The sequence below is a fragment of the Anaerobacillus alkalidiazotrophicus genome, assembly GCF_001866055.1.
On record NZ_MLQS01000019.1, the window covers coordinates 57,141 to 83,872 of the forward strand.

21 protein-coding genes and 1 riboswitch are annotated in these 26,732 nt (G+C 34.7%); of the genes, 17 read left to right on the plus strand and 4 right to left on the minus strand.

Going from position 1 to position 26,732, the window contains the following annotated elements; genetic code table 11:
* Positions 1–262 precede the first annotated feature (262 nt).
* The 15 genes from BKP45_RS13820 to BKP45_RS13890 all read left to right on the plus strand — a co-directional run bounded on the left by BKP45_RS13820 (position 263) and on the right by BKP45_RS13890 (position 18,033).
* Complete coding sequence (locus tag BKP45_RS13820; RefSeq protein WP_071390281.1) at positions 263–2,518, plus strand: sensor domain-containing protein; 2,256 nt, start codon at positions 263–265, stop codon at positions 2,516–2,518.
* Positions 2,519–2,858: 340 nt separating this feature from the next.
* A complete protein-coding gene (locus BKP45_RS13825) occupies positions 2,859–3,803 on the plus strand; it encodes a beta-ketoacyl-ACP synthase III (protein WP_071390282.1) in 945 nt (314 codons plus the stop codon).
* 28 nt (positions 3,804–3,831) lie between these two features.
* Complete coding sequence (gene fabF, locus BKP45_RS13830; protein ID WP_071390283.1) at positions 3,832–5,073, plus strand: beta-ketoacyl-ACP synthase II; 1,242 nt, start codon at positions 3,832–3,834, stop codon at positions 5,071–5,073.
* A 294-nt stretch (positions 5,074–5,367) separates the two neighbouring features.
* Complete coding sequence (locus BKP45_RS13835) at positions 5,368–6,777, plus strand: sigma-54 interaction domain-containing protein (RefSeq protein WP_071390284.1); 1,410 nt, start codon at positions 5,368–5,370, stop codon at positions 6,775–6,777.
* Between the two features lie 386 nt (positions 6,778–7,163).
* A complete protein-coding gene (kamA, locus tag BKP45_RS13840; RefSeq protein WP_071390285.1) occupies positions 7,164–8,567 on the plus strand; it encodes a lysine 2,3-aminomutase in 1,404 nt (467 codons plus the stop codon).
* A 31-nt stretch (positions 8,568–8,598) separates the two neighbouring features.
* Complete coding sequence (locus BKP45_RS13845) at positions 8,599–8,844, plus strand: YokU family protein (RefSeq protein ID WP_245747501.1); 246 nt, start codon at positions 8,599–8,601, stop codon at positions 8,842–8,844.
* Between the two features lie 165 nt (positions 8,845–9,009).
* The gene (gene ablB / locus BKP45_RS13850; RefSeq protein WP_071390287.1) at positions 9,010–9,870 is read left to right on the plus strand and encodes a putative beta-lysine N-acetyltransferase; all 861 of its coding nucleotides are present in this window, start codon (positions 9,010–9,012) and stop codon (positions 9,868–9,870) included.
* Positions 9,871–10,185: 315 nt separating this feature from the next.
* Positions 10,186–11,544 (plus strand): aspartate aminotransferase family protein, encoded by a 1,359-nt coding sequence (locus BKP45_RS13855; RefSeq protein WP_071390288.1) that lies wholly within the window; start codon positions 10,186–10,188, stop codon positions 11,542–11,544.
* A gap of 15 nt (positions 11,545–11,559) precedes the next feature.
* Positions 11,560–12,234 (plus strand): CoA transferase subunit A, encoded by a 675-nt coding sequence (locus BKP45_RS13860; protein WP_407639603.1) that lies wholly within the window; start codon positions 11,560–11,562, stop codon positions 12,232–12,234.
* Positions 12,219–12,878 (plus strand): 3-oxoacid CoA-transferase subunit B, encoded by a 660-nt coding sequence (locus BKP45_RS13865; RefSeq protein WP_071390290.1) that lies wholly within the window; start codon positions 12,219–12,221, stop codon positions 12,876–12,878. Before BKP45_RS13860 ends, BKP45_RS13865 begins: the two co-directional genes overlap by 16 nt.
* Positions 12,879–13,186: 308 nt before the next feature.
* The gene (locus BKP45_RS13870) at positions 13,187–14,467 is read left to right on the plus strand and encodes a peptidase (RefSeq protein ID WP_071390291.1); all 1,281 of its coding nucleotides are present in this window, start codon (positions 13,187–13,189) and stop codon (positions 14,465–14,467) included.
* A gap of 15 nt (positions 14,468–14,482) precedes the next feature.
* Positions 14,483–15,832, plus strand: a complete 1,350-nt coding sequence (gene gabT, locus BKP45_RS13875; protein ID WP_071390292.1) for a 4-aminobutyrate--2-oxoglutarate transaminase — start codon at positions 14,483–14,485, stop codon at positions 15,830–15,832.
* A 336-nt stretch (positions 15,833–16,168) separates the two neighbouring features.
* Positions 16,169–16,462 (plus strand): Dabb family protein, encoded by a 294-nt coding sequence (locus BKP45_RS13880; protein ID WP_071390293.1) that lies wholly within the window; start codon positions 16,169–16,171, stop codon positions 16,460–16,462.
* 279 nt (positions 16,463–16,741) lie between these two features.
* Positions 16,742–17,473: an HAD family hydrolase gene (locus tag BKP45_RS13885; RefSeq protein WP_071390294.1), complete on the plus strand. Its 732-nt coding sequence runs from the start codon at positions 16,742–16,744 to the stop codon at positions 17,471–17,473.
* A gap of 299 nt (positions 17,474–17,772) precedes the next feature.
* Positions 17,773–18,033 carry a metal-sensitive transcriptional regulator gene (locus BKP45_RS13890; protein ID WP_071310777.1) on the plus strand — a complete coding sequence of 87 codons (261 nt, stop codon included), beginning with the start codon at positions 17,773–17,775 and terminating at the stop codon, positions 18,031–18,033.
* A gap of 192 nt (positions 18,034–18,225) precedes the next feature.
* On the opposite strand, the gene dapA is transcribed toward BKP45_RS13890, so the two are convergent.
* Together dapA and BKP45_RS13900 are read right to left on the minus strand one after the other, a co-directional pair.
* Positions 18,226–19,113, minus strand: coding sequence for a 4-hydroxy-tetrahydrodipicolinate synthase (dapA, locus tag BKP45_RS13895; protein WP_071390295.1), 888 nt, complete (start codon positions 19,111–19,113; stop codon positions 18,226–18,228).
* 162 nt (positions 19,114–19,275) lie between these two features.
* Positions 19,276–19,458, minus strand: a riboswitch (Lysine riboswitch).
* A 94-nt stretch (positions 19,459–19,552) separates the two neighbouring features.
* A complete protein-coding gene (locus BKP45_RS13900; RefSeq protein ID WP_071390296.1) occupies positions 19,553–20,065 on the minus strand; it encodes a DUF2062 domain-containing protein in 513 nt (170 codons plus the stop codon).
* A gap of 230 nt (positions 20,066–20,295) precedes the next feature.
* On the opposite strand from BKP45_RS13900, the gene BKP45_RS13905 reads away from it, so the two are divergent.
* Positions 20,296–22,563, plus strand: a complete 2,268-nt coding sequence (locus BKP45_RS13905; protein WP_071390297.1) for an EAL domain-containing protein — start codon at positions 20,296–20,298, stop codon at positions 22,561–22,563.
* Positions 22,564–22,893: 330 nt separating this feature from the next.
* Here the strand turns inward: BKP45_RS13905 and BKP45_RS22620 are convergent, their stop codons facing one another.
* Together BKP45_RS22620 and BKP45_RS13910 are read right to left on the minus strand one after the other, a co-directional pair.
* A complete protein-coding gene (locus tag BKP45_RS22620) occupies positions 22,894–23,070 on the minus strand; it encodes a hypothetical protein (RefSeq protein ID WP_169824128.1) in 177 nt (58 codons plus the stop codon).
* Positions 23,071–23,118: 48 nt separating this feature from the next.
* Entirely contained in the window at positions 23,119–24,633 is a 1,515-nt protein-coding gene (locus tag BKP45_RS13910; RefSeq protein WP_071390298.1) for a PucR family transcriptional regulator, read from the minus strand.
* A gap of 162 nt (positions 24,634–24,795) precedes the next feature.
* Between BKP45_RS13910 and BKP45_RS13915 the strand changes: the two genes are divergently transcribed.
* On the plus strand, positions 24,796–26,715 hold the full coding sequence (locus tag BKP45_RS13915) for an oxidoreductase (RefSeq protein ID WP_071390299.1): 1,920 nt from the start codon (positions 24,796–24,798) through the stop codon (positions 26,713–26,715).
* The last annotated feature ends 17 nt before the right edge of the window (positions 26,716–26,732 follow it).

The following is a 26,732-nucleotide window of genomic DNA, read 5'->3' on the forward strand; positions in this document are numbered from 1 at the left end:
CCCCTAAAGGTCCGATATAGAATAACTTTCATCAGTGAAAGCTGATGATTAGTTATTCTTATGCCCGTGGTATAAGTTAAACTAACAATCAGTGGGGGATGAAGGAAAACCCCCACTGATTGAAGTTCAGCTTTATATTTGGGGATAGTGTAAAAAGAATGGTTTCTAGACAGAATTGCTTTTCGAATAAATAACTGAGTATTCTGTAAGTTCTCATTTGAGCGTGTACTTAATGAAAGTAGAGAGATTAAAGGAGCAGTATATGAATAATTTAGTTAAGGCAGCAAAATTGTTAGATGAAATAGAACAAATCAAACAACAATTAGTTAATTTCGGAAAAAATATAGAAGTTCCTAAGGAATTTTCACAAATTTGTAAGCAGTTAAATGGTGTAGTCACCTATCTTGAAGAAGAAGTGAAAAATACCAATTATGAAGGAAACGATGGAAGTTTACGTGATATTTATGAAGTGCTAAAAAAAGATTCCATTATTTTGGTGACCGATGAAAAAGGGTTCATTACATATGTTAATCGAAAATGTTGTCAAGTGGTCGGTTATACGAGGCAAGAACTAATCGGTGAGCACACTAGAATTTTTAATTCAGGTTACCACGGTAAAGACTTTTATAAAAATCTATGGAAAACAATTCTAAGTGGAGAAGTTTGGAAAGGGGAAATGAACATAAAAAGGAAAAATGGTTCTTCTATATGGAATTTTATTTCTATCTTCCCAATTCTTGATCAGAAACAGCGTCCATTAAAGTTTTTAACACTTAGAACTGACATTACTGAAAAGAAAATCATGGAATTAAAACTTATGCAAACAGAAAAGCAAATGCATTCTATTATCGAAAACTCAAAGCTTATGATTGGTATATTTGATGTGAGTGGAACACTTACTTTTGTTAATCATTCTGTTGAAAAAATTTTAGGTTATAGATTATCTGAGGTTATTGGATCTCCAATTTTTAATTACATTCTTGAAGAAGATATTATACGTGTACAAAGTGGATTGAAAAATATCTTAAACCAGACTGGCAATTCGTTTCGATTTGAACTGAAAATAAAACATAAAAATGGCTATTTAGTTTGGTGTGAAATAAGTGCTACTAATCATTTAAAAGACCGTTTTATAAATGGGGTTGTCTTTAATTTACGAGATATAACAGAACAAAAGAAAATAGATGAAAAAACCCATTATATGGCTTATTTTGATTATTTAACAGATTTACCTAATCGAAGGCATTTTGAAGTGCTTTTTGAACAAGAGTTATTAATTGCTCAAGAAAAAGAATCACAATTTGCGATGATGGTACTAGATTTAGATGGATTTACACATGTTAATAATAGTTTAGGACATAAAATAGGAGACTTGCTGTTAAAGGAAGTTTCAAATAAAATGAAACAAAATTTTGGTGATACTGCAATCATTGGTAGATTGAGTGGTGATGAGTTTGCTTTATTACTACCAAATGTAGGGGAATTTGAACTCATTGAGAAAGCGACAAATCAACTACTTACAAGCATCGGTAACCATCCATTTAAAATAGGAGGTTATGAATTTTTTATAACTGCTAGTGTTGGCGTTAGTGTTTACCCATATTCTGGAAAGAGTATGCAACAACTGTTTAAGCATGCTAACTCGGCTTTGTATAGTGCAAAATATAATGGGAAAAATCAATATCAAATTTTTTCCCCTTCAATGAATTTAGCTAGTGATAAAAAATTTATGTTGAAAAATGATTTACAAAAAGCAGTAATGAACGATGAATTAATTATCCATTATCAACCTCGATTTGACCCTATTACATATGAAGTAACTGGTGCAGAGGCACTTATCCGTTGGAACCATCCAGAATTGGGGATGATCTCACCGTTAGAATTTATTCCTATTGCGGAAGAAACTGGACTAATTATCCAAATTGGTGAATGGTTGATAAGAGAAGTTTGTACCAAAAGTAAAATGTGGCAAAGACAGTTGATCACCCCTGTAAAGATTTCTATTAATTTATCAGCTATACAATTATTTCAATCTAATTTTGTTGAGAAGGTACTAACTATGTTAAGAGGAACTGAGTTAGAAGCAAAATGGATAGAATTTGAAATTACTGAGAGCGTAATCATTGATAAAGAAGAACAAGTACTAAAAACATTAACTCAAATTAAAGAGCTAGGTATATCGATAGCTTTAGATGATTTTGGGACAGGTTATTCTGCGATTAATTATTTACGACAAATACCATGTGATATTATTAAAATTGATAAGAGTTTAGTAAAGGATATGCAAATAGAAGTAACAAATTTTGAAATAGTAGCAGCGATTGTTGCGCTTTGTCATAAGTTAAACAAAACAGTCGTAGCTGAAGGGGTTGAAACACCTCAACAGTTATTAAGTTTGCAAAAAATTGAGTGTGACGAAATTCAAGGATACTTGTTTAGTAAGCCTGTTGAAGAAACTGAGTTTGTTGAGATTATTAAAAATAAAAAATGGATTAACAAAATTGTAAAAAATGATTAAATTAAGTGAAATTAAGACACTAGCAAGCAACTGGCATAGATAATAGATTATTTCCTTGTTCTTTTGTTTTAAAATTCAATATTTTATATTTGTAATACTTTTGAACGTATAGACCAGCTGATTCAAAATGTTATTAAATGAATGAGTTTAATTACCAAAACTGAGCCACGTAACATTATATAAGTTGTGAACGCTGTGACTAGCTATAAGTATCTTAATGGTGAGTATAATGAATGATGAAATTCAATGAAATAACTTTTTTTTTTTAGTGGTTTCCTGTAAAATAAATATATATATGAGATATTATGACCTAGTCATAAGGAAAAGTTAGGGTGGTAAAATGAAATGTGTTGGTATCGTTGGTATTGGTGCCTATGTTCCAGAGAATATAGTTACTAATGAACAATTAGAAAAAATGGTTGATACAACTGATGAGTGGATTCGCACAAGAACTGGAATTGAAGAACGTAGGATTGCTGATAGCGATATGGATACATCTGATATGGCAGTAATTGCAGCCCAAAAAGCACTAGCAGATGCTTCACTTGATGCTAAAGATATTGATTTGATTTTGGTTGCAACTGCGACACCAGATTATGTTTTTCCAACTGTAGCTTGTATGGTACAAGAGGCTCTTGAAATACCGAATATTCCGGCTATGGATCTTAGTGCAGCATGTTCAGGATTTGTATATGCACTGGTGACTGCTAAGCAATTCATCGAAACAAATACATATAAAAATATTTTAATTATAGGTAGTGAAAAGTTTTCTAAAATTACTGATTGGTCAGATCGAAATACTTCAGTTTTATTTGGTGATGGAGCAGGTGCTGTTGTACTTAGCGAGGTTCCCTCTGGTAAGGGTATTTTATCTTTTGAATTAGGAGCAGATGGTACAGGCGGGAAACATTTACTTGTTGATAATAAATCGAATTTTGTCACAATGAATGGTCGCGAGGTTTTCAAATTTGCTGTTCGACAAATGCCTGAATCTAGCTTGAACGTAGTATATAAAGCTGGACTAAAAAAAGAAGATGTCGATTTTCTCATTCCACATCAAGCGAACATACGCATTATTGATGCAGCAAGAGAGAGACTTGGTCTTGACAAAGAAAAAGTTTCAACGACTGTCACGAAACACGGTAATACTTCAGCAGCTTCTATACCGTTAGCATTATTCTCTGAGGTTGAAAAGGGCCTAATAAAAGATGGTGATATCGTCGTCATGGTTGGATTTGGTGGCGGTTTAACTTGGGGCTCGGTTTGTTTAAGATGGGGTAAATAATAATAATATTTTGAGGGGAGAGTTTACAATGAAAAAAAGAGTAGTAATTACAGGAATTGGAGCAGTAACACCTCTAGGAAACGATATTTTTACGACATGGGAAGAGATTAAAAAAGGTGTCTCTGGCATTGGTCCTTTAACAAAGATAGATACGGAGAACTTTAATGTAAAAGTTGCTGCGGTTGTAAAAGATTTTACTCCTGAACAATATATGGATAGTAAGGAAGCAAGAAGAATGGCAAGATTTACACAGTTAGCTATTGCTGCTAGTAAAATGGCTGTTACTGATTCTGGTGTAGAAATTGGTAAGGATGTAGACCCAGAACGGATTGGTGTTTGGATTGGTTCTGGAATTGGTGGATTAGACGCATTTGAGGAACAACATAAAAAGTTCTTGTCTAAAGGACCAAAGCGTGTTAGCCCATTTATTATCCCAATGCTTATTCCGGATATGGCATCTGGACGTGTCTCAATCGAATTAGGTGCAAAAGGGATAAATAACTGTTCTGTTACAGCATGCGCTTCAGGTGCTAATTCCATCGGCGATGCTTACCGTGTCATTCAGAATGGCGATGTAGACATGATGGTTACTGGAGGAACAGAAGCTGCAATTACAGAAATGACAATCGCTGGTTTTTCAAATATGACGGCATTATCTACAAATCCTGATCCAAATACTGCAAGTCGTCCGTTTGACAAAAATCGCGATGGCTTTGTCATTGCAGAAGGTTCAGGGATACTGATTTTAGAAGAATTAGAGCATGCATTAGCACGTGGGGCGAAAATTTATGGTGAAATTGTTGGTTACGGGGCTACGGGAGATGCTCATCATATTACCACTCCAGCACCAAATGGAGAAGGTGGACAAAGAGCAATGAAACTAGCATTGAAAGATGCTAATCTTTCTCCTGAACAAGTTGACTATATTAATGCTCATGGTACGAGTACACATTATAATGATTTATATGAAACGATTGCTATAAAAGAAGTGTTTGGAGAGCATGCCTACAAGTTATCCGTCAGTTCAACGAAATCAATGACAGGACATTTGTTAGGCGCCGCAGGAGCAATTGAAGCACTATTCTCCCTATTAGCAATTAAAGATAGTATTATCCCACCTACCATTAATTACGAAACGCCTGATGAGGATTTAGATTTAGATTACGTGCCAAATACCGCTAAAAAAGCCGACGTAAATATCGTAATTTCAAACTCATTAGGGTTTGGAGGACATAATGTTTCATTAGCATTTAAAAAGTATGAAGCTTAAATTTATTATAAAAGAACGGGTACGTATTATGACAATACGTGCCCTTTTGTTGTTTGCTTAAAGGTTGCGGTCACGTAAAGAGTTGATGCGTCACCGCGGGGAGGAAAAATCATGAAAAGCGGTCACGTAAAACCTTTTCAATAAACGGTTCAACAACAATGTTTACGAAAAGCGTTTAAATAAATGAAACATTTCCCTATCCTTTCATATAATTATGTAATATAGATTGATGACCATATTCTTATAACCATCCGCATCTTGAACATAAGCTAGAATAAGGAGGGGATCTTGTTCATGCAGTTATCAAAACATTATGAATGGATATTAAATAAAGTTAATATTGGAGTTCATGTCGTGGATAGTCAAGGTGTAACTACTTTTTACAACCAAACCATGGCTGATATAGATGGATTAGTTCGAGAAACAGTGTTAGGTAAAAATATATTTCAACTTTATCCCTCTTTAACAAGTGAGACGAGCACTTTGAACTTAGCTTTAAGTAAAGGATGTGAAACTGTAGATGTGATGCAAACCTATGTAAATCTGCAGGGCAAGCAAATTACAACGATTAATAGCACTTATCCTTTATATGAAGGTGAATTAATTATAGGAGCTGTAGAAACAGCCAAGGAGATAACTCAAATTGTAAGTATGTATGACCAAACACTTGAGTTAAGAAAGCAGTTATTTCAATCGAAAAAATTAGAACGAATATCTAAAGGATCTGCAGTTTATCATTTCAGTGATTTGATCGGTAAAAATCCAAATTTTCAACAGGCGGTATCAATCTCAAAAAGGGCTGCCCGTTCACTTTCACCAGTTATGATTTACGGAGCTACTGGAACAGGAAAAGAATTAGTTGCTCAAAGCATTCATAATGCTAGTGCTCGCCGCCAAAAGCCCTTTATTGCATTAAACTGCGCAGCAGTTCCAAAAGAATTGTTGGAAGGTTTATTATTTGGTACGAGTAAAGGTGCTTTTACTGGTGCAATTGATCGACCAGGTATTTTCGAACAAGCTGATGGTGGAACGCTATTTCTTGATGAGTTAAATAGTCTTCATCTTTTACTTCAAGCAAAATTACTTCGAGTTATTCAAGATGGAAGGATTAGAAGATTAGGTGGAAATGAAGAAAAAAAGGTCGATGTCAGAATTATTTCAGCGATGAATATAAAGCCTAAAAAAGCGCTAGAGAAAAAAATACTAAGATCTGACTTATATTATCGATTAAATGTCGTCCATATAGAATTACCTCTCCTTAAAGATAGAAAAGGAGACATCCCTATTTTAATCGACCATTTTATTAAAAAGTGTAATGATTTGTTTGGGTTGAAAGTTAAAGAAGTAAGTATAGAAGCATTACAATATTTAAGTCAATACGATTGGCCAGGTAATATTCGTGAGTTAGACCATGCAATCGAATCTGCATTTAATATTATTGATTTTGGTTATGAAATGATAGAGAAACACCACTTGCCCTCTCATATTTTTAATACAGCATCACAAGTAATTCCTGAAACAGCTAGATTCTCACCAATAAAAGAAAGAATCGATCTACCAAATATTATAGAAGAATTTGAGCGAGAAACCATTTTCAGGATGTTTAATGATAATGATCGTAATATTTCGAAAACAGCCAAAGCATTAGGTATAAAACGACAGGCGTTACAATATAAATTAAATAAATACGGAATAGAAAAATAACGTAAGATTTCTAAATTCCAAAATATAGCTTTATCCCACTCTTAAGGGGCAGTAAGACCCCACTTTAAAACTTAAGAAAATCGATAAGATTAGGTGGAGGATGAAGGCCCCCCCACTGATTGAAGTTCAGCTTTATGCGGCTTAGATTATATCTAGTTGGATTAGTACGTTTTTAACTAGATGGATATCGATTGAATAATTGAATTGGAAAATTCACTTAGATGCAAAAAAAATGGCAGTAATGAAAAATCATTTGCTGCCATTTTTTTTGCATTATATAAAAATTAGCTACTTAACTACTTTTCTTTATACGGTTTTACCCCTTGGCACGTTTCTTGCAATGATAAAAGGTAAGTAGATTGCATTGAAAAGTAGGGGGTAAATGTATGATAAACAAAAGTGGGAAAATTGTTAGACGTCATTACAGTGAGATAGATCTATGGAAAGATGTCCCAGAAGAAAAATGGAATGATTGGATGTGGCAATTAACGAATACCATACGTACGTTAGATGACCTAAAGAAAGTTGTCAATTTAACTCCTGATGAAGAAGAAGGGGTACGTATCTCAACTCAAACTATCCCTTTAAATATCACTCCTTATTATGCATCATTAATGAATCCAGAAGATCCACGTTGTCCTATTCGTATGCAGTCAGTACCTTTATCAGCAGAAATAAATAAAACGAAATATGATTTAGAAGACCCTTTGTTTGAAGATGAAGATTCTCCAGTACCTGGTCTAACGCATCGATACCCGGACCGAGTCTTATTTTTGGTAACGAACCAATGTTCAATGTATTGTCGCTACTGTACTCGTCGTAGATTTTCTGGGCAAGTTGGAATGGGAGTTCCTAAAAAACAATTAGACGTTGCTGTTAATTATATTCGTAATACGCCAGAAATTCGTGATGTGTTAATCTCTGGTGGCGATGGACTATTAATTAATGACACTATTCTCGAATATATTTTAAAAAATTTACGCTCCATTCCTCATGTAGAAGTTATTCGAATTGGTACACGAGCGCCAGTTGTTTTTCCTCAACGAATTACTGAAAAACTTTGTAATATTTTAAAGAAATATCATCCAATTTGGTTAAACACACATTTCAATCATTCTCTCGAATTAACTGAAGAAGCTATAAAAGCTTGTGACATGCTGTCTATGGTGGGTGTACCGATAGGAAATCAAGCCGTCATATTAGCTGGGATTAATGATAGTACGATAATTATGAAAAAACTTATGCACGATCTTGTTCGTAATCGTATTCGTCCTTATTATATTTATCAATGTGATTTATCGGAGGGGATTAGTCACTTTCGCGCTCCAATTTCTAAAGGGTTAGAAATTATTGAAGGTTTACGTGGGCATACATCAGGATATGCTGTACCGACCTTTGTTGTTGATGCTCCTGGTGGTGGTGGAAAGATTGCCATTCAACCAAACTATATCATTTCACAAAGTCCCGATAAAGTTGTGCTTCGTAATTTCGAAGGTGTAATTACTTCCTATCCTGAACCAAAAGGTTACGTTGCAGGGCGTGCTGATGAGTATTTTAATGAAATATACAATATGAAAAAAGAAAAAGCCGTTGGTATTTCTGGTTTACTCAATGATGAACAATTTAATTTAGTTCCAGATGGGTTAGAGCGCTTAAATAAACGAAAAAAGTATTATTCATCAGAAAATCACACGAGCCTTAAGGATCGACGTGAAAAACGAGATCAAATGAAAGAAAAGTTGATAAAGTCGAAAGAAAAAAAAGCGGAGGGCAATTCCGAAACGCAATAATAAAAAAGAAGGGGGAGAGATTGTGAATTGTATGTGGTGTGAAAATAACCAGATAAAAGAAGCAAAAAAGGATTGTTATTGGATCCTGCCTGATGGTTTGTCCTCCGTTCAAATATTACAAGTACCAGCCCTTTCATGCAAAAACTGTGGTCTTTATTTAACAGATGAAATGAATCATGAGATAGACTTTGCTTTATATACACGGAACCTACCCACTAGAAAAAAAGAAATTCTTTATGAGGAATTAATTAATGCGCCTTATAAAGCTACGTTTTAATAGTGGGTACTTACCTCACCGATTGGAAGTAATCGTTCATACACTTCGTTAAATTTTAGTCAAACTTTCTAACGGTTTGATAGGGACATGATTTCCTTAAATAGTTTGATAACTATACTCTTACAATAATTACAGACTAAACTTCAATAAAGAAAGGAGAAAAAAATGATAAAAAAAATTTATCTGTCCTATATTACCCAATGGGAAAAAGGTCAAAGTTATTCGATGCAAGTGTGTTATGACTTTGTGAGCGAACGATTACGTGTCGATGATTATCAAGGAAATATGGAAGAAATGGTTTCAATGTTAAAAAAACTTTCGAAGAAATCGTCTTTTTCAAAAATTATTGTGAAGTCTCGAGTTGAAGATTGGCGCTTTTTACTTTCAAAAGGTTTTTTCTTAGAAGGTGTTATTGATAACTATTTTAAAGGTCAAAATGCTTACTTTATGGCCTACTATTTGTCAGATAAAAGAAGAACAAGCCGAGAATGGAAAAAGGAAGATGAGTTAATTGAAAAAGTATATGAGTTGCCAACTTCAAGTTCAGTAGATCCATTACCTACTGAATACACAATTAGACTAGCAAATGTAGAAGATGCATCGGCATTAGCCAGCTTATATAACCAGGTTTTTAGCTCGTACCCTACCCCTATAAACGATGAAATGTATATTCAAACTGCTATAAGAGAAGGATCGATTTTTTACGTAGTGGAATGGGACAGAAGTATTGTGAGTGCGGCAAGTGCAGAGGTAAATACTACGTATTTAAATGCAGAAATAACCGATTGTGCAACGCTTCCAGGATATCGTAGCTATGGATTTATGAAGTTACTAATCTCAAAATTAGAAAAAGAATTAGTAAAAAGAAAGATTTTCTGCTCTTATTCGTTAGCAAGAGCGGGATCTTATGGCATAAATGCATGTTTAAAAAAACTTGATTATAAATACAATGGGAGATTAACTAATAACTGCTCTATAAGCGATAAATATGAAAATATGAATGTTTGGGTAAAAAAGTTAATCTAACTTAGTTAATTGATCTTACATTTTGATCAAATATCTCTTTTATCCCATTCTAAAGGGGCAGTAAGAACCCTACCTTACTCAAACCTCAAAAAAACAGAAAAAATTAGGTGAGATATCTGCCCTTAAATGTACGATATAGAATAGCTTTCGCTTATCATTAGTTATTCTTATCCCTGTGGTATAAGTTAAACTAACGATCAATGGGGGATAAAGGAACAACTCCAATGGTCGAAGTTCAGCTTTGTTAATAGTTTTTACGTTATCTAGGATTTTTTGGAACATTTGCTAGTAAGTATTGGCAAGAGGAGGAAAGGAATGGAACATAGCCATTTAATTAAACCACTGTTAGACGGTGTCTATCCTACTATTGCTTATGGTAAAGGGGTCTATCTCTTTGACACTAATGAAAAAGATTATATAGATGGTTCTTCTGGTGCAGTAACTGCAAGTATCGGTCATGGGGTTCCAGAAATAATTGAAGCTCTTTATGAACAGGCAAAAAGAATATCGTTTGTTTACCGCGCTCAATTTACAAGTGAACCAGCCGAATTATTAGCAAAAAAATTAAGTGAAATTACAAAAGGAGATGTAAATTGGGCTTTTTTTGTTAATAGTGGCTCTGAAGCAACTGAAACGGCTATGAAAATTGCAATTCAACATTGGCAAGAACAAGGAATATATACGAAAAATAAGATCATTTCGCGTTGGATTAGTTATCACGGAATTACATTAGGGGCATTATCGATGTCAGGACATGTCGGGCGAAGGGAGCGTTTTGTTCCATTATTAGAGGATTTCCCAAGTGTGTCTGCACCTTATTGTTATCGGTGTCCGTATAACGATACGTATCCTAGTTGCAATCTTCTTTGTGCACTTGAACTAGAACGAGAGATTAAACGTATTGGGAAAAAATATATCGCGGCGTTTATTGCTGAACCAATTATCGGTGCAGCAGGTGGCGCTATTGATCCTCCGAGGGGATATTACGAAAAAATCAAAGAAATCTGTGAAAAAAATGATGTTCTTTTCATTGCTGATGAGGTGATGACCGGAATAGGCAGAACTGGAAAAATGCTCGCAATGGAAAATTGGAATGTTGCCCCTGATATTGTTGCACTCGGAAAAGGTATGACGGCCGGTTACACGCCAATGGCAGCGACATTAGTAAGTGACAAAGTTATGGCACCGATTTTAAAAGGGTCAAAAATAATCATGAGTGGCCACACATATAGTGCCAATCCACAGTCAGCAGCTGTATCATTAGCAGTAATTAGCTATATAGAAAAAAAAGATTTATTAAAGCAGGCTGAACAAATTGGCGATTATTTAAGAACTCAATTACTCACACTTGCTAAGGATTATCCGATGATAGGGGATGTTAGAGGGAAAGGTTTACTTCTCGGTATTGAATTTGTAGAAGATCAACAACAAAAACGTCCATTTCCAAAACAATTTAAGGTGACAACTCTGATTATTCAAAAATGTATGGAAAAAGGTTTATTAGTGTACCCAGCCAATTCTGGTGATGAAGGGGTTGGTGGTGATGCGATTATTATTTCTCCACCATTAGTTATTACAAAGAAGGAAGTTGATGAACTTATTATAAGACTAAAATCAGCTTTAACTGAAGTAAATAAAGAATTAAACCAAATAAAGAGTGATTTACAGAAATAAGAGGGGATGAAACTCATGAAAGTTTTTACATTAGATGAGGCCCTAACTAATATTAAAGACGGCATGACTATCATGTACGGTGGTTTTGGTGGTGTCGGTAATCCTCCTACACTAATCAACGGAATTCTGACTAAAGGTAGTAAAGAGTTGACGTTAATTGGAAATGATGCTGGTTTCCCTAACATTGGGATTGGGAAGTTGATAAGTCAAGGGAGAGCGAAACGTTTAATCGCCTCTCATATCGGTTCTAACCCAGTGGCCGGGAAATTAATGAGTGATGGAAAATTAGATGTAGAATTTTCACCACAAGGAACATTAGTAGAGCGCATTCGCTCAGGTGGGATGGGAATAGGTGGTGTTCTCGTTGATATAGGAATGAATACTAGTTTCTCAGAGAATAAAAAAGTAGTCGAGGTTGATGGAAGGCAGTATTTAATTGAAGCAGCTTTAACTGCTGATATTTCTATCGTCTTTGCAAAAAAAGCAGACACTTACGGCAATTTAATTTATGACAAGAGTGCAAGAAATACAAATCCACTTATAGCAATGGCTGGTGATTTAACGATTGCGGAAGTAGAGGAAATTGTACCAGTTGGTCAACTCGAGCCAGAAGAGATTATTACACCAGGTGCATTTGTCGATATCGTCATACAAACCGAGGGAGTCGATTGGAAATGGGTATGGGAGTAGGTGTAAGAGAGCGAATTGCTATGCGTGCCGCTGAGGAAATAAAAGACGGGATGATCGTCAATTTAGGCATTGGTATCCCCACATTAGTAGCAAACTACTTACCTAAATCGGTAAATGTAATGTTCCATGCTGAAAACGGAATTTTAGGAACTGGTCCTAGTCCCAGAAAAGGTAATGAGGACGCTAATTTGTGTAATGCTGGAGGATTTCCTATAACTGTTGTTCCTGGAGCCTCGTACTTTGATAGTGCTACTGCGTTTGGAATTATAAGGAAAGGGTTAGTAGATGTCACTATTTTAGGAGCGTTAGAAGTTAGTGAAAAAGGAGATCTTGCTAACTGGATTGTCCCAGGAAAAAAAGTCCCTGGTATGGGTGGGGCAATCGAACTCGCACAAAAGTCGAAGAAAGTAATCGTGCTTATGAACCATGTAAATAAAAATGGAAGTCCTAAAATCTTGCAAACATGTAGTCTTCCATTAACTGCTCAAAGCTGTGTCAATTTAATTATTACAGACTTAGCGGTATTTAAAGTAACAAAAGATGGTTTATTATTGCTAGAAATTATGAAACCTTATACCGTTGCTGATGTTTACAACCATACTGGTTGTGACTTTACAGTTAATTCTAACTTAAAAAAAATGTAGTCGAATTGGTTTTTAAAGATTAAGAGTATAAAGAGAACTCGTTCTAGCTTCGCTAGAACATCGAAAATTCAGATGGAGTCTCAACTCCACCTGAATGGAAGTTCCCACCTACGCTCCGCTTAGAGGTGGGGGTCTATGACCCTTAAGTACAAATCAATTTGATTAAAAAGCTGTCTAGTTACAGTGCCTTAACGACTAGTCACCTTACCTCATCTAACTTTGTTAACGATAAGTCTAGCTTTTTACGTATAGAGCTGTAGAGTATTGGCTTTTGTAATCAGTTGTATTTTTTTGAAGGAGGCTCTGAAATGAACCGAACGCAAGAAAATATCCACAAATGGTTAATCGAAAACCGTGAACAAGCGATTATATTTTTACAAGATCTTGTCAAACTTCCAAGTACTCAAGGTAATGAAGGACTTATCCAATCGGTTATTGCCACAAATTTTTTACAAATGGGTCTAGAAGTTCATATGTGGGAACTTGATGGTGAGGATTTAAAAAAACACCCTTATTTCTTTTCTACACGCGAATCTTTTGTAGAAAGCCCAAATGTGATTGGTGTTTTAAAAGGGAAAGGGAATGGGAAATCATTGATTTTAAATGGACACGTCGATGTAGTACCGGCAGGGGATCTTTCGCAATGGGAAAATCATCCTTATCATGGTGTGGTACAAGATGGAAAAATGTATGGACGTGGTACGACTGATATGAAAGGTGGTAATCTTTCAAGTTATTTGGCAGTAAAAGCTATTAAAGAGTTAGGCATTCAATTAAAAGGGGATGTCATATTACAAAGCGTAGTTGAAGAAGAAAGTGGTGGTGCGGGAACTTTAGCTGCAGTAATGAAGGGGTTTACAGCAGATGCAGCGATAATCCCAGAACCAACAAATATGAAAATTTTTCCAAAACAGCAAGGCTCCAAGTGGTTTCGAATTCGCGTAAAAGGCCGCTCTGCCCACGGTGGAACAAGATACCACGGAGTCAGTGCAATTGAAAAAAGTGCAATAGTTGTCAAACATATTGAAGGACTCGAAACCGTTCGTAACCAACGCATTAACGACCCACTTTATGCTAATATCCCCATTCCAGTCCCAATAAATATCGGTACAATTAAAGGTGGAGAATGGCCTTCATCAGTAGCAGATCTCGTATTATTAGAAGGTCGAATTGGGATTGCCCCAAATGAAATAATCGAGGACGTCCAAAGAGAGTTCAAAGAATGGTTAAAAAAACTTGAAAATATTGATCCGTGGTTTAAAAAACACCCCGTAGAATTAGAGTGGTTTGGAGCACAATGGGTACCTGGATGTATCGATGAAAACCACCCTTTAATGGCAATTTTAAAGGCAAAGTATAAGGAGGTCGTAGGGCTCGACGCAGTCATAGAAGCATCTCCGTGGGGTACAGACGGTGGTTTACTTACACAAGTAGGGAAAACACCATCCATTGTTTTTGGACCAGGCATCTCCAGTAAGGCCCATTTTCCAAATGAGTATATTGAATTAGATGATATTTTCCTTACAGCTGAAATTATAGCGCTAACGATTATTGATTGGTGCCAAATTGCAAAAATAAGAAAACGATGATTGTGAGGTGACCCATTGAAAAAGTTCATTGATTTAAAAACTGAAATACCTGGACCTAAAGCAAAGGTTTTATTAGAGCGTCGTTACGAAAATGTTCCTAGAGGCCCCTTTAATACAGCACTGACTTTTGTTAAAGAAGGTCGTGGTGCCTTACTTACTGATGTTGATGGAAATACATTTATAGATTTTGCCGGTGCAATTGGAACAATGAATGTTGGACATTGTCCTAAACAAGTAGTAGATGCACTAAAGCATCAAATAAGCGATTATTTGCATACTTCCTTTCATGTCATGATGTACGAACCGTATATTACATTAGCAGAAAAAATAAATTCGATTACACCTGGAACACATGATAAAAAAACATTTTTTTTAAATAGTGGTGCCGAAGCAGTAGAGAATGCGATTAAAATTGCTAGGAAATTCACGAAGCGAAGAGGAATTATTTCTTTTGAGCGTGGATACCATGGTAGAACGTATATGGCAATGTCCATAACGAGTAAAGTAAAACCGTATAAAAATGGTTTTGGTCCATTTGCAACTGATACGTATAAAATGCCTTATCCGTATTACTATCGAAAGCCAAGTGCAATGACAAACGATGATGTCGATGACCTTATTTTATCTCAGTTTAAAGACTTTTTTTTACGTGAAGTTTCTGCTGAAGATGTAGCTGCAGTTATTATGGAGCCCGTACAAGGAGAAGGTGGGTTTATTGTGCCATCGGTTCGTTTCGTTCAAGGAGTTAAAAAATTATGTGAAAAATATGGAATTTTATTCATAGCTGATGAAGTGCAAACAGGGTTTGGTCGTACAGGAAAGATGTTTGCAATCGAGCACTATGATGTAATTCCAGATTTAATGACATTATCAAAATCAATTGCTGCTGGTTTACCGATTAGTGCAGTTACAGGGCGTGCAGAAATTATGGATGCACCTTATTCTGGTGAGATCGGTGGAACATACGGAGGGAGTCCACTTGGCTGTGTCGCCGCATTGAACGTTATTGATATGATAGAGAAAGAAAAACTTTATGACAGGGCGCAATCTATTGGTGAACAAATTGTGAATCGATTTTCAATACTAAAGAAAGCTATCCCACAAATTGGAGATATTCGTACGTTGGGGGCTATGACTGCAATTGAGTTTGTAAAGGATCCCTATACGAAAGAACCAAACAAAGAGTTAGTTGGAAGAATTGTTCAAGAAACAAATAAACGTGGAGTTGTCATTTTAGGGGCTGGTCTATACAGTAATGTATTACGTTTTTTATGTCCACTTGTTATTACTGATGAACAACTCCATGAAGGTCTAGAAGTGATTGAAGAAGTCATAGATGAAATTATTAATCGCGAAGTAGAATAGTAATATCTGTGTAACGGCAAGAGAACTCGTTGTTGCTCGCTAGAACATCGAAAATTAAGATGGAGTCTCAACTCCACCTGAATGGAAGTTCCCACCTACGCTCCGCTTAGAGGTGGGGGTCTATGACCCTTAAGTTCAAATCAGTTTGATTAAGAGTAATAAACAAGGTTCTATTACGTTTTACAATATTTATCCCACTCTTAAGGGACAGTAGGAGCCCCACTGATTGAAGTTCAGCTTTATATTAATGTTTCAAACAAAAAAATTGCATATCTACTAATTGATCGTTAAAATGAGCAGTGGGATAAAATTTTAGAAAGAAAAGAGGAGCACCAAATGATTCAACGTATAGTTTTAGTTAAATTTTCCGAGGAAACCACTGCCGATCAATTACTTGAAGTGATTGAACGATTTAAAGCATTGAAAGATCACCTTACTGGTATTGCTGAACTTCATGCTGGACTAAATATTTCTGAAAGAAACAAAGAATATCAAGTCGTTCTTATGGTTCGTTTTGAAGACCGTGCAGCTCTTGATGCCTATGTAACAGACCCTAATCACCAAGCTGTTGCTAATTATATTAAAGAGGTTGGAAGAGTAGACAGTATCGGAGTAGACATCGAAATTTAATAAAGTTTAACGATTAATAAAGCCTAATGTTTTCGTTAGGCTTTTTACAATTGTGTATGGTATATTTGGTATTGTTTAGGAAAACTCTGCGTATCGTCAAGTCCTATAGCGAAAGCCTCAGTTTTTCTTATACTTTAATCCTTTAGCGAAGTTAAACTTTCTTAAAGTACAAGAAAAGCGCAAGCGCCTTGGTCACGAACGATAGGCTGCTAGAGCTAGACAGTTTCCAAGTTAGAAATTAATAAATTATATAAAAAACTAAGGTGAGGCGAATAAGAGATGTCAAAAGTAATTTTATTTGATTTAGATGGTACATTGCTTCCTATGGACACGGATTTATTTGTGAAAAACTATATACAGAAATTAGGATCAAGAGTATCACACATACTTGATCCTCATGAATTTACAAAAGCTCTACTTGCTGGTACAGATGCGATGATACGTAATCTAGAGGAAGAAAAAACAAATGAACAAGTCTTCACGGAGTCATTCCTATCATTAGTGAATCTTAATAAAGAAGAAATTTGGCCGACATTAGATAAATTTTATGAAGAAACATTTCCTACTTTAAATTACTTAACGGAACCTACACCGGTCGCAAAAAAAGTAGTTGAAGAAGCCGTAAATCAAGGTTACCGAATTGTCATTGCTACTAATCCCTTATTTCCAAAAGCAGCTATTTATGAGCGTTTACGTTGGGCTGGTATCAACGAATTAACATTTGATATCGTGACTGTATATGAAGAAAGTGTTTATACAAAGCCACATGTTGAGTATTACCGAAATATTTGTCACCGCCTAGAAGTGAAGCCAGAAGATTGTATAATGGTTGGAAATGACAAGCAAGAGGATATGTCCGCATCACAAATAGGAATGAAAACATTTCTAGTTCATGGTTATGTCATTGATCGCGGTGAACCGAACTATCCAATCAATGACGAGGGGACACTGGAACAATTATACGATAAGTTGAAAGGAAAATTAGGGATATTTGCTAGAGAAATAGATTAAACACTAAAGGAAGCAATTAAGAGTACATTACATAAAAGAAGTCTGACTACCGAAATGGTGATCAGACTTTTTGTATTTTGATTTGCTGTCGGGAATGAGTAAATTCCTTGAAACAATTTAGATTCTATTATGGCTAATACTGTTGAAGAATTCCACAATAAATTATAAAACTGACAACTCCTATAGGAATTCCTATTTAGAACCTTGCTTTAATACTGCAAGGGGTATATAATTGGATTGAGAATTATTCTTGTAGCGATTAGCATTTGATAAGTATTACATGAAGGGTGGAAAAATAAATGAAATATGATGATAAGGTTAAAAATAGAGTAAAAAGAATTGAAGGGCAAATTAAAGGAATTTTGCGAATGATGGAAGAAGAAAAGGATTGCAAAGAATTGGTTGTTCAAATGTCAGCTGCACGAAATGCTCTTGATCGCGCAATTGGTGTTGTAGTAAGTGAAAACTTAGAAAAATGTATCAGAGATCAAATAGAAAAGGGGGAGGGAACGGATAAATTTATCCAAGAAGCTGTGGAACTATTAGTGAAAAGTAGATAAAGAGTAATTCCATAAAAAAGAAGCTTCTAGGCTATTAATATAGCTTGGAAGCTTCTTTTTTACAATGTAAGAAAGGATAAAATTCCTTACCTGGAAACTGTCTAGGTCAAGGAGCAGACCGCTTCTTGCCGACCTGCCAGTGTTTGTCGCCATTAGGCGGGCGCCTTGCGCTTTTCTTTTATCGATATACATTTATACAGCTGAAGATAAAATCTTTGGCTCTAATGCAGAATGGACAATTTGTGATTCTTCTAGAGTAAGTGGAACTAACGGTAATCGTACTGACCCAACGTTTTGACCAAGCATTCCAAGTGCAGCTTTTACAGGAGTTGGGTTAGGGGCAATAAACATTGATTTCATAATTGGTAATAGATTACGATGCATTTGGGCGGCTTGTTTATATTCGCCATTTTGGAATGCGGTAATCATTTGCTTCATTTCAAGACCAACAACGTGAGAAGCAACACTTACTACACCGTAACCACCAATTGACATTAATGGTAGCGTTAAACTATCATCTCCAGTATAAACTAGGAAATCTTCAGGCGTGTGTTGAATAATATTAGCAATTGCTTCTAAGTCTCCGCTAGCTTCTTTAATACAAACGATATTATCAATTTGAGCAAGGCGTATAATTGTCTCAGGTAACATATTAACAGCACTTCGTCCAGGAATATTGTAAAGCATTACTGGTAATTCTGTTGATTCAGCTATTGTTTTGAAGTGTTGATAGAGTCCTTCTTGACTTGGTTTATTATAATAAGGTACGACTAACATAATGCCGTTGACCCCTACAGAACTTGCAATTTTTGTTAACTCTATAGATGCAACTGTATTATTTGATCCAGTTCCTGCAATTACCGGAACACGCCCGTCTACTACTTCTACAACATATTTAAATAATTCAGTTTTTTCTTCAGTAGTTAATGTCGGAGATTCACCTGTTGTTCCAGCAACAACGATACCTTCCGTTCCAGTTGCTATTAAGTAATTAATTAATGAGTTTGTTGCTTGAAAATCAACTTTTCCTTCTTGATCGAATGGGGTAACCATCGCAGTTAATAATTGCCCAAAATTCATGTAGAACACCTCTATTCATTAGATTTTTTTCGCCATTGTTATTAATGACGATGTTAAGTTCTGAATAGAGCTAAATCGCAAAGATCACCGTAAACCTTTAGAAAAAACAAAAACAACAACGAGGGAATCGCTGCTGCTAGGAAAAAATCAACGGTTATTCTAGCGTAAGATAGCCCTCCATATAGTAAATAACTATACGACAGTTCTGCATTTATTCAATGACAGACCCAGCAACAAAGCCAATGAGAAACTCGTCGCTTCGGCAATTCCCCCTTTTCAAACCCGTCAACGGAGCTCACTCTCCTTAAAGTTTGTACTAATGGTCATTGCGCCTCTATCACTTCAAAAAATGAAGTAGAGAAAATATGAACTTTTGTAAACCTTAACAAATTCTAGCCTCTTTTGCAATACAATTTGAAGAAAAAATAAAAGATTTCTTTTAGGAATACCCTTTTTTCAACCGCCATTTTTTATGCACTAATCTAAGGAGAGCTCGTCGATATTTCTTAATGATGTAATAGATGAAAAAGTATAGAATGATACCAAAAATGATCATATTAACAAACATACCAACGATAAATGTCTTACCAATTTTCAAGCCTGCTTCAAGAACCTCTTCAGGTTCAACGGGGCCGACTTCAATTTCCTCAATTATGATTTCGATGTTATTTTCAAATTGTATAGGTATTAAGGATTCACCGACGATAATATTTAAATAAAAAAATAACGGGAACGCCCAAATAAAAGCTAGACATCCAATTAATCCTGCAACAGGATTTCCTTTCACTAATTTAGGTCCTATAGTGGAAAGAAAGGGGCCAAAGCCACATGATGGTACAAAGTTTATTAAAAATCCAATCGAAAAGCCTCCTGCTATACTATGAGCTCTATCATTAATCCGTAATAACCTAAGACAGAGATATTTAAGTTTTCTTAGCTGTTTATTTAACATAGTTCACCAACCATTACAGTATCTAGTCTTAGAATATATCTTTTTATGACATGATTCAAACTACTTCGGTAAAAATTATTAATTTATTTGTACAAAAATGTACTAGAAAAAATTTAGGGCGTGAAGATAATGTCTTGTTTTGTCGAACGTATTCAAAAGTTTATGTTTTTTTGACATAATGTGATTATAGTTATAAATATGTGGTTTATTTAAAGTAAGAGGGTGGTAACATGCGCAACAATACTGAATTGCTAAAGGAAATCGAACATACAAGAAAACTTATGATTAAACATGCATCTATGAAAGGATTATCCTCTAATGAAACTATTAAAGTTAGTCAAAAGCTTGACCACCTTTTAAATGAATATGACAAAATAGAAAAAATGTTAAGAAATGAGAGTAAGAATCATTTAACGATTGATATCGAAAGAATAAATTCTGTTATTAATAATGAGGCTAAGATTTTAATTACCGATATCGGGGGAGTTATTCTTTTTGTTAACGAAAAGTGCTGCAAAGTAATAGGTTATGAAAAAGACGAAATAATTGGAAAACACACTCGAATTTTTAATTCTGGTTTTCATTCAAAAGAATATTTTAAAGATATGTGGAACACTATTTTATTAGGTGACATTTGGAAAGAAGAAATTAAAATTAAACGCAAAGATGGCTCAACAACTTGGAATGAAATGACGATTTTTCCGTTAGTAGATGCAAAAGGAAATCCTTATCAATTCTTAACTCTTAGAGAAGATATTTCTGAAAAAAAAGAGTTTGAGTTTCGGGCCATACAAAAAGAGAGAATGTTAAATTTTTTTACAAAGAATTCAAATGATGTGATAGGCATTATTGATAAAGATATGAAAATAATGTATCAAAATAATGCAGTAGAACAAATGATGGGCTACAAAGTTGATGATGTAATAGGAACAAATCTATTTGATTACTTTAATAATGACGATACCAAAACAAAAAAGTTAAAAAATATCGTAAAAAAACAGGAAAAATCATTGGATTTTCATATTAATGTAAGACACAAGAATAATTCGTGGATTTTGTGCAAATTAAATACTACTAATTATATTGATGATCCTTATATAAACGGAATAGTTTTCAATTTACGTACTATTAACGAACAAGAGAAAGTGAACGAAAAAGTGAACCACCTGTCATATTATGATTATTTAACTGGGTTGAATAATCGCAGAAGTTTTGAAAAGCGTTTGGCTGAAGAAATCGTTCGCTCAAAAGAAGAAAATCTACAGTTTGCTGTTATATTAATAAACTTAGATGGATTTAAGTACGTTAACGATTCTTTTGGGCATGATGTAGGTGATAAACTTCTTAGAGAAGTTTCACAACGGTTAAGAAATGTGTTAAACAGAAAACTATTTTGCGGTAGATTAGGTGGAGATGAGTATGGCTTAATTTTTCCTAATACCAATAATTTTGATGAAATCCATCAGGTTGGGAAATTATTAGTAAATTTATTTGACGAAAATCCATTTAAAATTGATGATTATGAATTTTTCATCTCAGCTAGTATAGGAATTAGTGTCTATCCTTCTTCTGGAGATACAATAAAAAAATTATTAAAACATGCTGGTGCTGCAGTGTATCATTCAAAAATAGAGGGGAAAAATCAATTTCAAATTTATTCCCCAGACATGAATTTAAATAGTTTTAAAATGTTCACTCTTAAAAATGATCTTAAAAAAGCTTTAGTTAAAGAAGAGTTCCTTATTTACTTTCAACCACGTATTAACCCATTAACATTTGAGTTAACTGGAGCAGAAGCGCTAATGCGCTGGAATCATCGGAAATGGGGCATTGTTTCTCCAATTGATTTTATTTCACTAGCTGAAGAATCAGGATTAATTGTAAAGATGGGTGAATGGCTCCTAAGGGAAGTGTGTCGTCAAATTAAAGGATGGTTAGAACAAAGCATAAACTTTGAGAAGATATCGATCAATATCTCTTCCCTTCAATTATTCCAATCTGACTTTGTTCAAACGGTTTCGACAATATTGAATGAAGAGGGCGTCGACTCAAGTTACTTAGAATTTGAAATAACGGAAAGTGTCATAATCGATCGAGAAGAACATGTATTAAAGACATTAAAGGAATTAAAAAGCATGGGTATTGCCCTAGCACTAGATGACTTTGGGACAGGCTATTCATCTTTAAATTATTTAAGAAAATTACCATGTGACACAATAAAGATTGATAAAAGCCTTATAAACGACATTTTAAGTAATAATGAAACTTATGACATATTCGAAGCTACGATTCGCTTGTGTCATAAGTTAAATAAATCGGTGGTCGTTGAAGGAATTGAAACATATGAACAACTTTCAATTATTCAAAAATTAGATTGCAAGGAATTTCAAGGTTACTTATGTAGTAAACCACTAAAACAAGAAAAGTTTTTAGAATTTCTACATTTAGGAAAATGGACGAATGAGTCAAAAAAGCAAATGATGATACAAGCCAACTAAAGAGTAATTTCTGTTTATCCCACTCTTAAGGGGCAGTAAGACCCCCACCTCAAAACTTAAGAAAATCAAAAAGTTTAGGTGGGAGATTAACTGCCCCTAAAGGTCCGATATAGAATAACTTTCATCAGTGATAGCTGATGATTAGTTATTCTTATGCCTGTGGTATAAGTTAAACTAACAATCAGTGGGGGATGAAGGAAAACCCCCACTGATTGAAGTTCAGCTTTATGTTTAGAATAATTGTATAGTAGTTTTGAATTTAATACAAAAAAGTAGTCACCAATGGAGGTGAACTACTTTTTTGTTTGCTATAAAAAGCATGTAAGCTTTTTAGCCTATGTATCCTTTTTCCTTGAGCGCTTCAAATGCTTTTTTTTCATTTTCATCTTTAATTTGATAGACTAATGAAGTACCATCTACTTTTGCACATCTACCACCAAACGGTTTTAATAGTTCTTTTACATCTTTTATATCAAATTCTGTTTTTATTTCGTAAGAAACTTTCATATCATTCACCTCCTCTATTAAATTATACACTATATAAAGAAAGAATAGTTACAAGTATTCCTTATATAACAAGATGTCTAATGAAATTTGGAGATGCTTACAATGTATTTCATTAGTTAACTTGAAACCTGCAATTTCTTCACACTTTTTAAGTCTGTAAGTTAAGGTGTTACGATGTATGTTCAATTCATTAGATGTATCGTTAATATTTTTATATTTTGTAAGGTATAAGTGAAGTGTTTTTGCGTAATCTGTTTTATTTGTATGGTCATATTCAATAAGAGTTTTACAACCAGGGTACACAAAAACTAATGAGGATTCTTTTTTTAAAGCAGAGTCAATTAAGTGTTGGTAGACATAATCTTCATACTTATAGTAGTTTTTCTTTCTATCTATTTTTCGTCCAATTTTATTTGCAACTATGGCTTGTCGATAATAAATAGAAGAATCGATTAATTCGTAATAGACATTACTAACTCCAAAATGAATAGTAAGATTTTTAAGGATGTTCACTGTAAATTTTATAGACCGTTCAATCCCTATTCCAAATAATAGAAGAACTAGATAACCGCTGTGAGTACTTAAATGGAAATTTTTGATTTTTAACGTAAGCTGGTTATGTGCAATAGTTAGTAATGATGTATTTTCTTTCGTGAAATTTAGAGGTGCAACGAAAATACAATATGGTGCTTTAAACGGTAGTTTAGCTCGAGCCATTGTTTTTTGAAGTGTATCTTCAGATGAAATTCCACCGTCCAAAAGATTTGCAAGAAATGTTTGTTTTAAAATAGATGGCTCACTAGCTGGTGTTGTTTTTCTTTTTAGAATCGAACATAAAACCTTACATACTAAATGGGTAATTTCATAATCTGCCTGTGAAAAAGGTTTATTGTATTCAATAATTCCTAAATAACCATATATTTTCTTTCCATCAATAACTGTTGCAGAAAGTCTTGGTATTTCTTGTGCCCAACTCCAATTTAAATAAATTGGCCTATCACTAACTAATGACTTTTCTTTTGTTTTATCTGTTTCAAACATCATAACAAAATCCTGTTCTAAAAATCCCCTTACATAAAGACTATCCCATACTGGATCATTTAATTTTTTTTCTGGATAGAAGCCTAGCAATCTATATGTAGGATCTGTTAATGCAATGGGGTTTCCCAATAATTCAAATGCTGTATAAAGGATTGAAGAGATACTAGATTCTTTGATTACTTCATCAAAAAGACGTTCTTTTGCGTCTTGTATAACTTTCTTTTCTGCAAGGGCCATTTTTACAATGGATATAGCAATATCAAATTTATGGTCAGCTACGTAGATCAAATTATTATTGTCTATGTTAATCAAGTCGCTAGCAAGATTACTTTGAAATAAAAAGTTTGCATTTTGGGGAAGCGTGGACAATATTTTTGTGCTGCCATAATAAAGTGTGTTTAACTCAAAATTTTGCAAATTTGAATGTAAGGGTTCAATGTTTGCAATACTGCGTTCTGGATAACTAAGCTGTTTCAATGGAGCTAATTCTTGTAAGCGTTCAATAAGTTGTAATATTTTCATACAAAATCCTCCGCAGCCTAAAGATTAGTTATATCAACCATATTTTATCTCAGTTGTTAAAATTGCACAATTGTAATTGGTTAAATTATGAAAATTGACATTGTGAAACATTTAACAAGTTAATATAATCGAAGTAAATAAAGATTGAGGGAGGGTTTTGTCATGTTGAAGATGTTAGGTAAAGCGAACATTGGTAAGATGAAATTACGTAATCGTGTATTTATGGCACCAATGGGAACGACTACAGATCCTGATGGTGGATATTCTGATCGAAATATTCATTATTTCACCGCTCGTGCAAAAGGTGGAATAGGCCTCATCATTACTGGTGCAAATACAGTGACTGATAAATATGAACCTCGTCCATGTCATCTCCTTGACCATTTCAATAAAGTTGGTCGATTAAATCTTTTAATAGAACGTGCGCATCAATATGGTGCAAAAGTATGTGTTCAATTAAGTCCTGGTTTAGGTCGCGTTTCATTTGTGGATCCATTTACACCACCATACGCCCCTAGTCCAGTTCCCGCTTTTTGGTTTCCCTCTTTAACTTGTAAACCATTTACTATTGAAGATATTCAATATCTTATAAAGGCTTTTGGATATTCAGCAAGCCTAGCCAAGCAGGCAGGTGCAGATGCTATTGAAATTCATGGTTATGGAGGTTATTTGATAGATCAATTCCACTCAACTTTATGGAACAAACGAACGGATGAATACGGTGGAGACTTAGAAGGAAGAACACGATTTAGTCGTGAATTAATAACAGAAGTTCAAAAAACATGTGGAAAAGATTTTCCGATCATATTTAAATTCACTCCATATCATGGTGTAGAAGATGGACGCGAACTTGAAGAAGGTATTGAAATAGCTAAGATATTAGAGAGTGCGGGTGTGGCGGCACTTCATGTAGATAAAGGTTGTTATGAAGCATGGTATCATGCAATCTCAACAGTTTATGAAGAAAAAGGCGCCCAAATTAGCCTTGCTCACTCAATTAAAAAAGCAGTGAAAATACCGGTTCTCGCACAAGGGAAGTTAAGTGAACCAGCTTTTGCAGAGCAAGTATTACAAGAAGGGAAGACAGACTTTGTTGGACTTGGTCATCAACTACTAGCTGATCCTGAATGGGTTAATAAGGTCGCTGATGGAAAAATAGACGATATCATTCCTTGTATTGGATGTAATGAATGTCTCTTAGGTGGGTTTTCAGGTAAAAACACAACCTGTGCACTTAACCCTACGTGCGGTTATGAAAGCGAATACAAGCTTGAAGAAGCGAAAAAAACAAAATCAATTTTAGTCGTTGGTGGTGGACCAGGAGGAATGACCGCAGCGATATCTGCTGCAAAGCGAGGTTTTAAGGTAGAGCTTTGGGAGAAAAAAGACCATTTAGGTGGGAACTTACTTGCAGCTGGTGCACCTTCATTTAAAAAAGATGTTATAAATTATACTGATTATTTAAAAACACAAGTAAGTAAGCACCCAATTAATTTAAAACTACTTAAAGAAGGGTCAGTTACTGATATCATCAATCGAAAAGATGACCTTGTTATACTTGCTTTAGGGGCGAAAGAAGCAACACCACCTATTCCTGGGATTGATAAGGCCCATGTTAAATATGCAAATAATGTATTACTAGGTAAAGAAATAACTGGTGATGAAGTAGTAGTCATTGGTGGCGGTTTAGTTGGTTGTGAAACAGCCCTTTTCTTAAAACAACAAGGGAAAGAAGTAACCATAGTTGAGATGCTTGATGATATACTACAAAAAGACAGTCATTCCTTAAATAACACAATGAAACTTAGAAGTTTACTCGCAGAAAACGGAATAACGATTAAAACGAAAACACAAGTTGAATCGATATGTTATACAAATGTCACCTTGAAAACCAATGAAAATGAAGAGTTATTCGATTGCGATTCAGTTGTTATCGCCACAGGCTACCTACCTGAAAGTGATCTTGTATCTGCTTTAGAAGATAAAGTCCCATTGGCCTCTGTAGGTGATTGTGTAAGACCAGGTAAAATTTTAGATGCTGTTCATGAAGCGTTTCACACAATACGTTTACAAAATTCATAAGAAACAAAAGGAGGTAC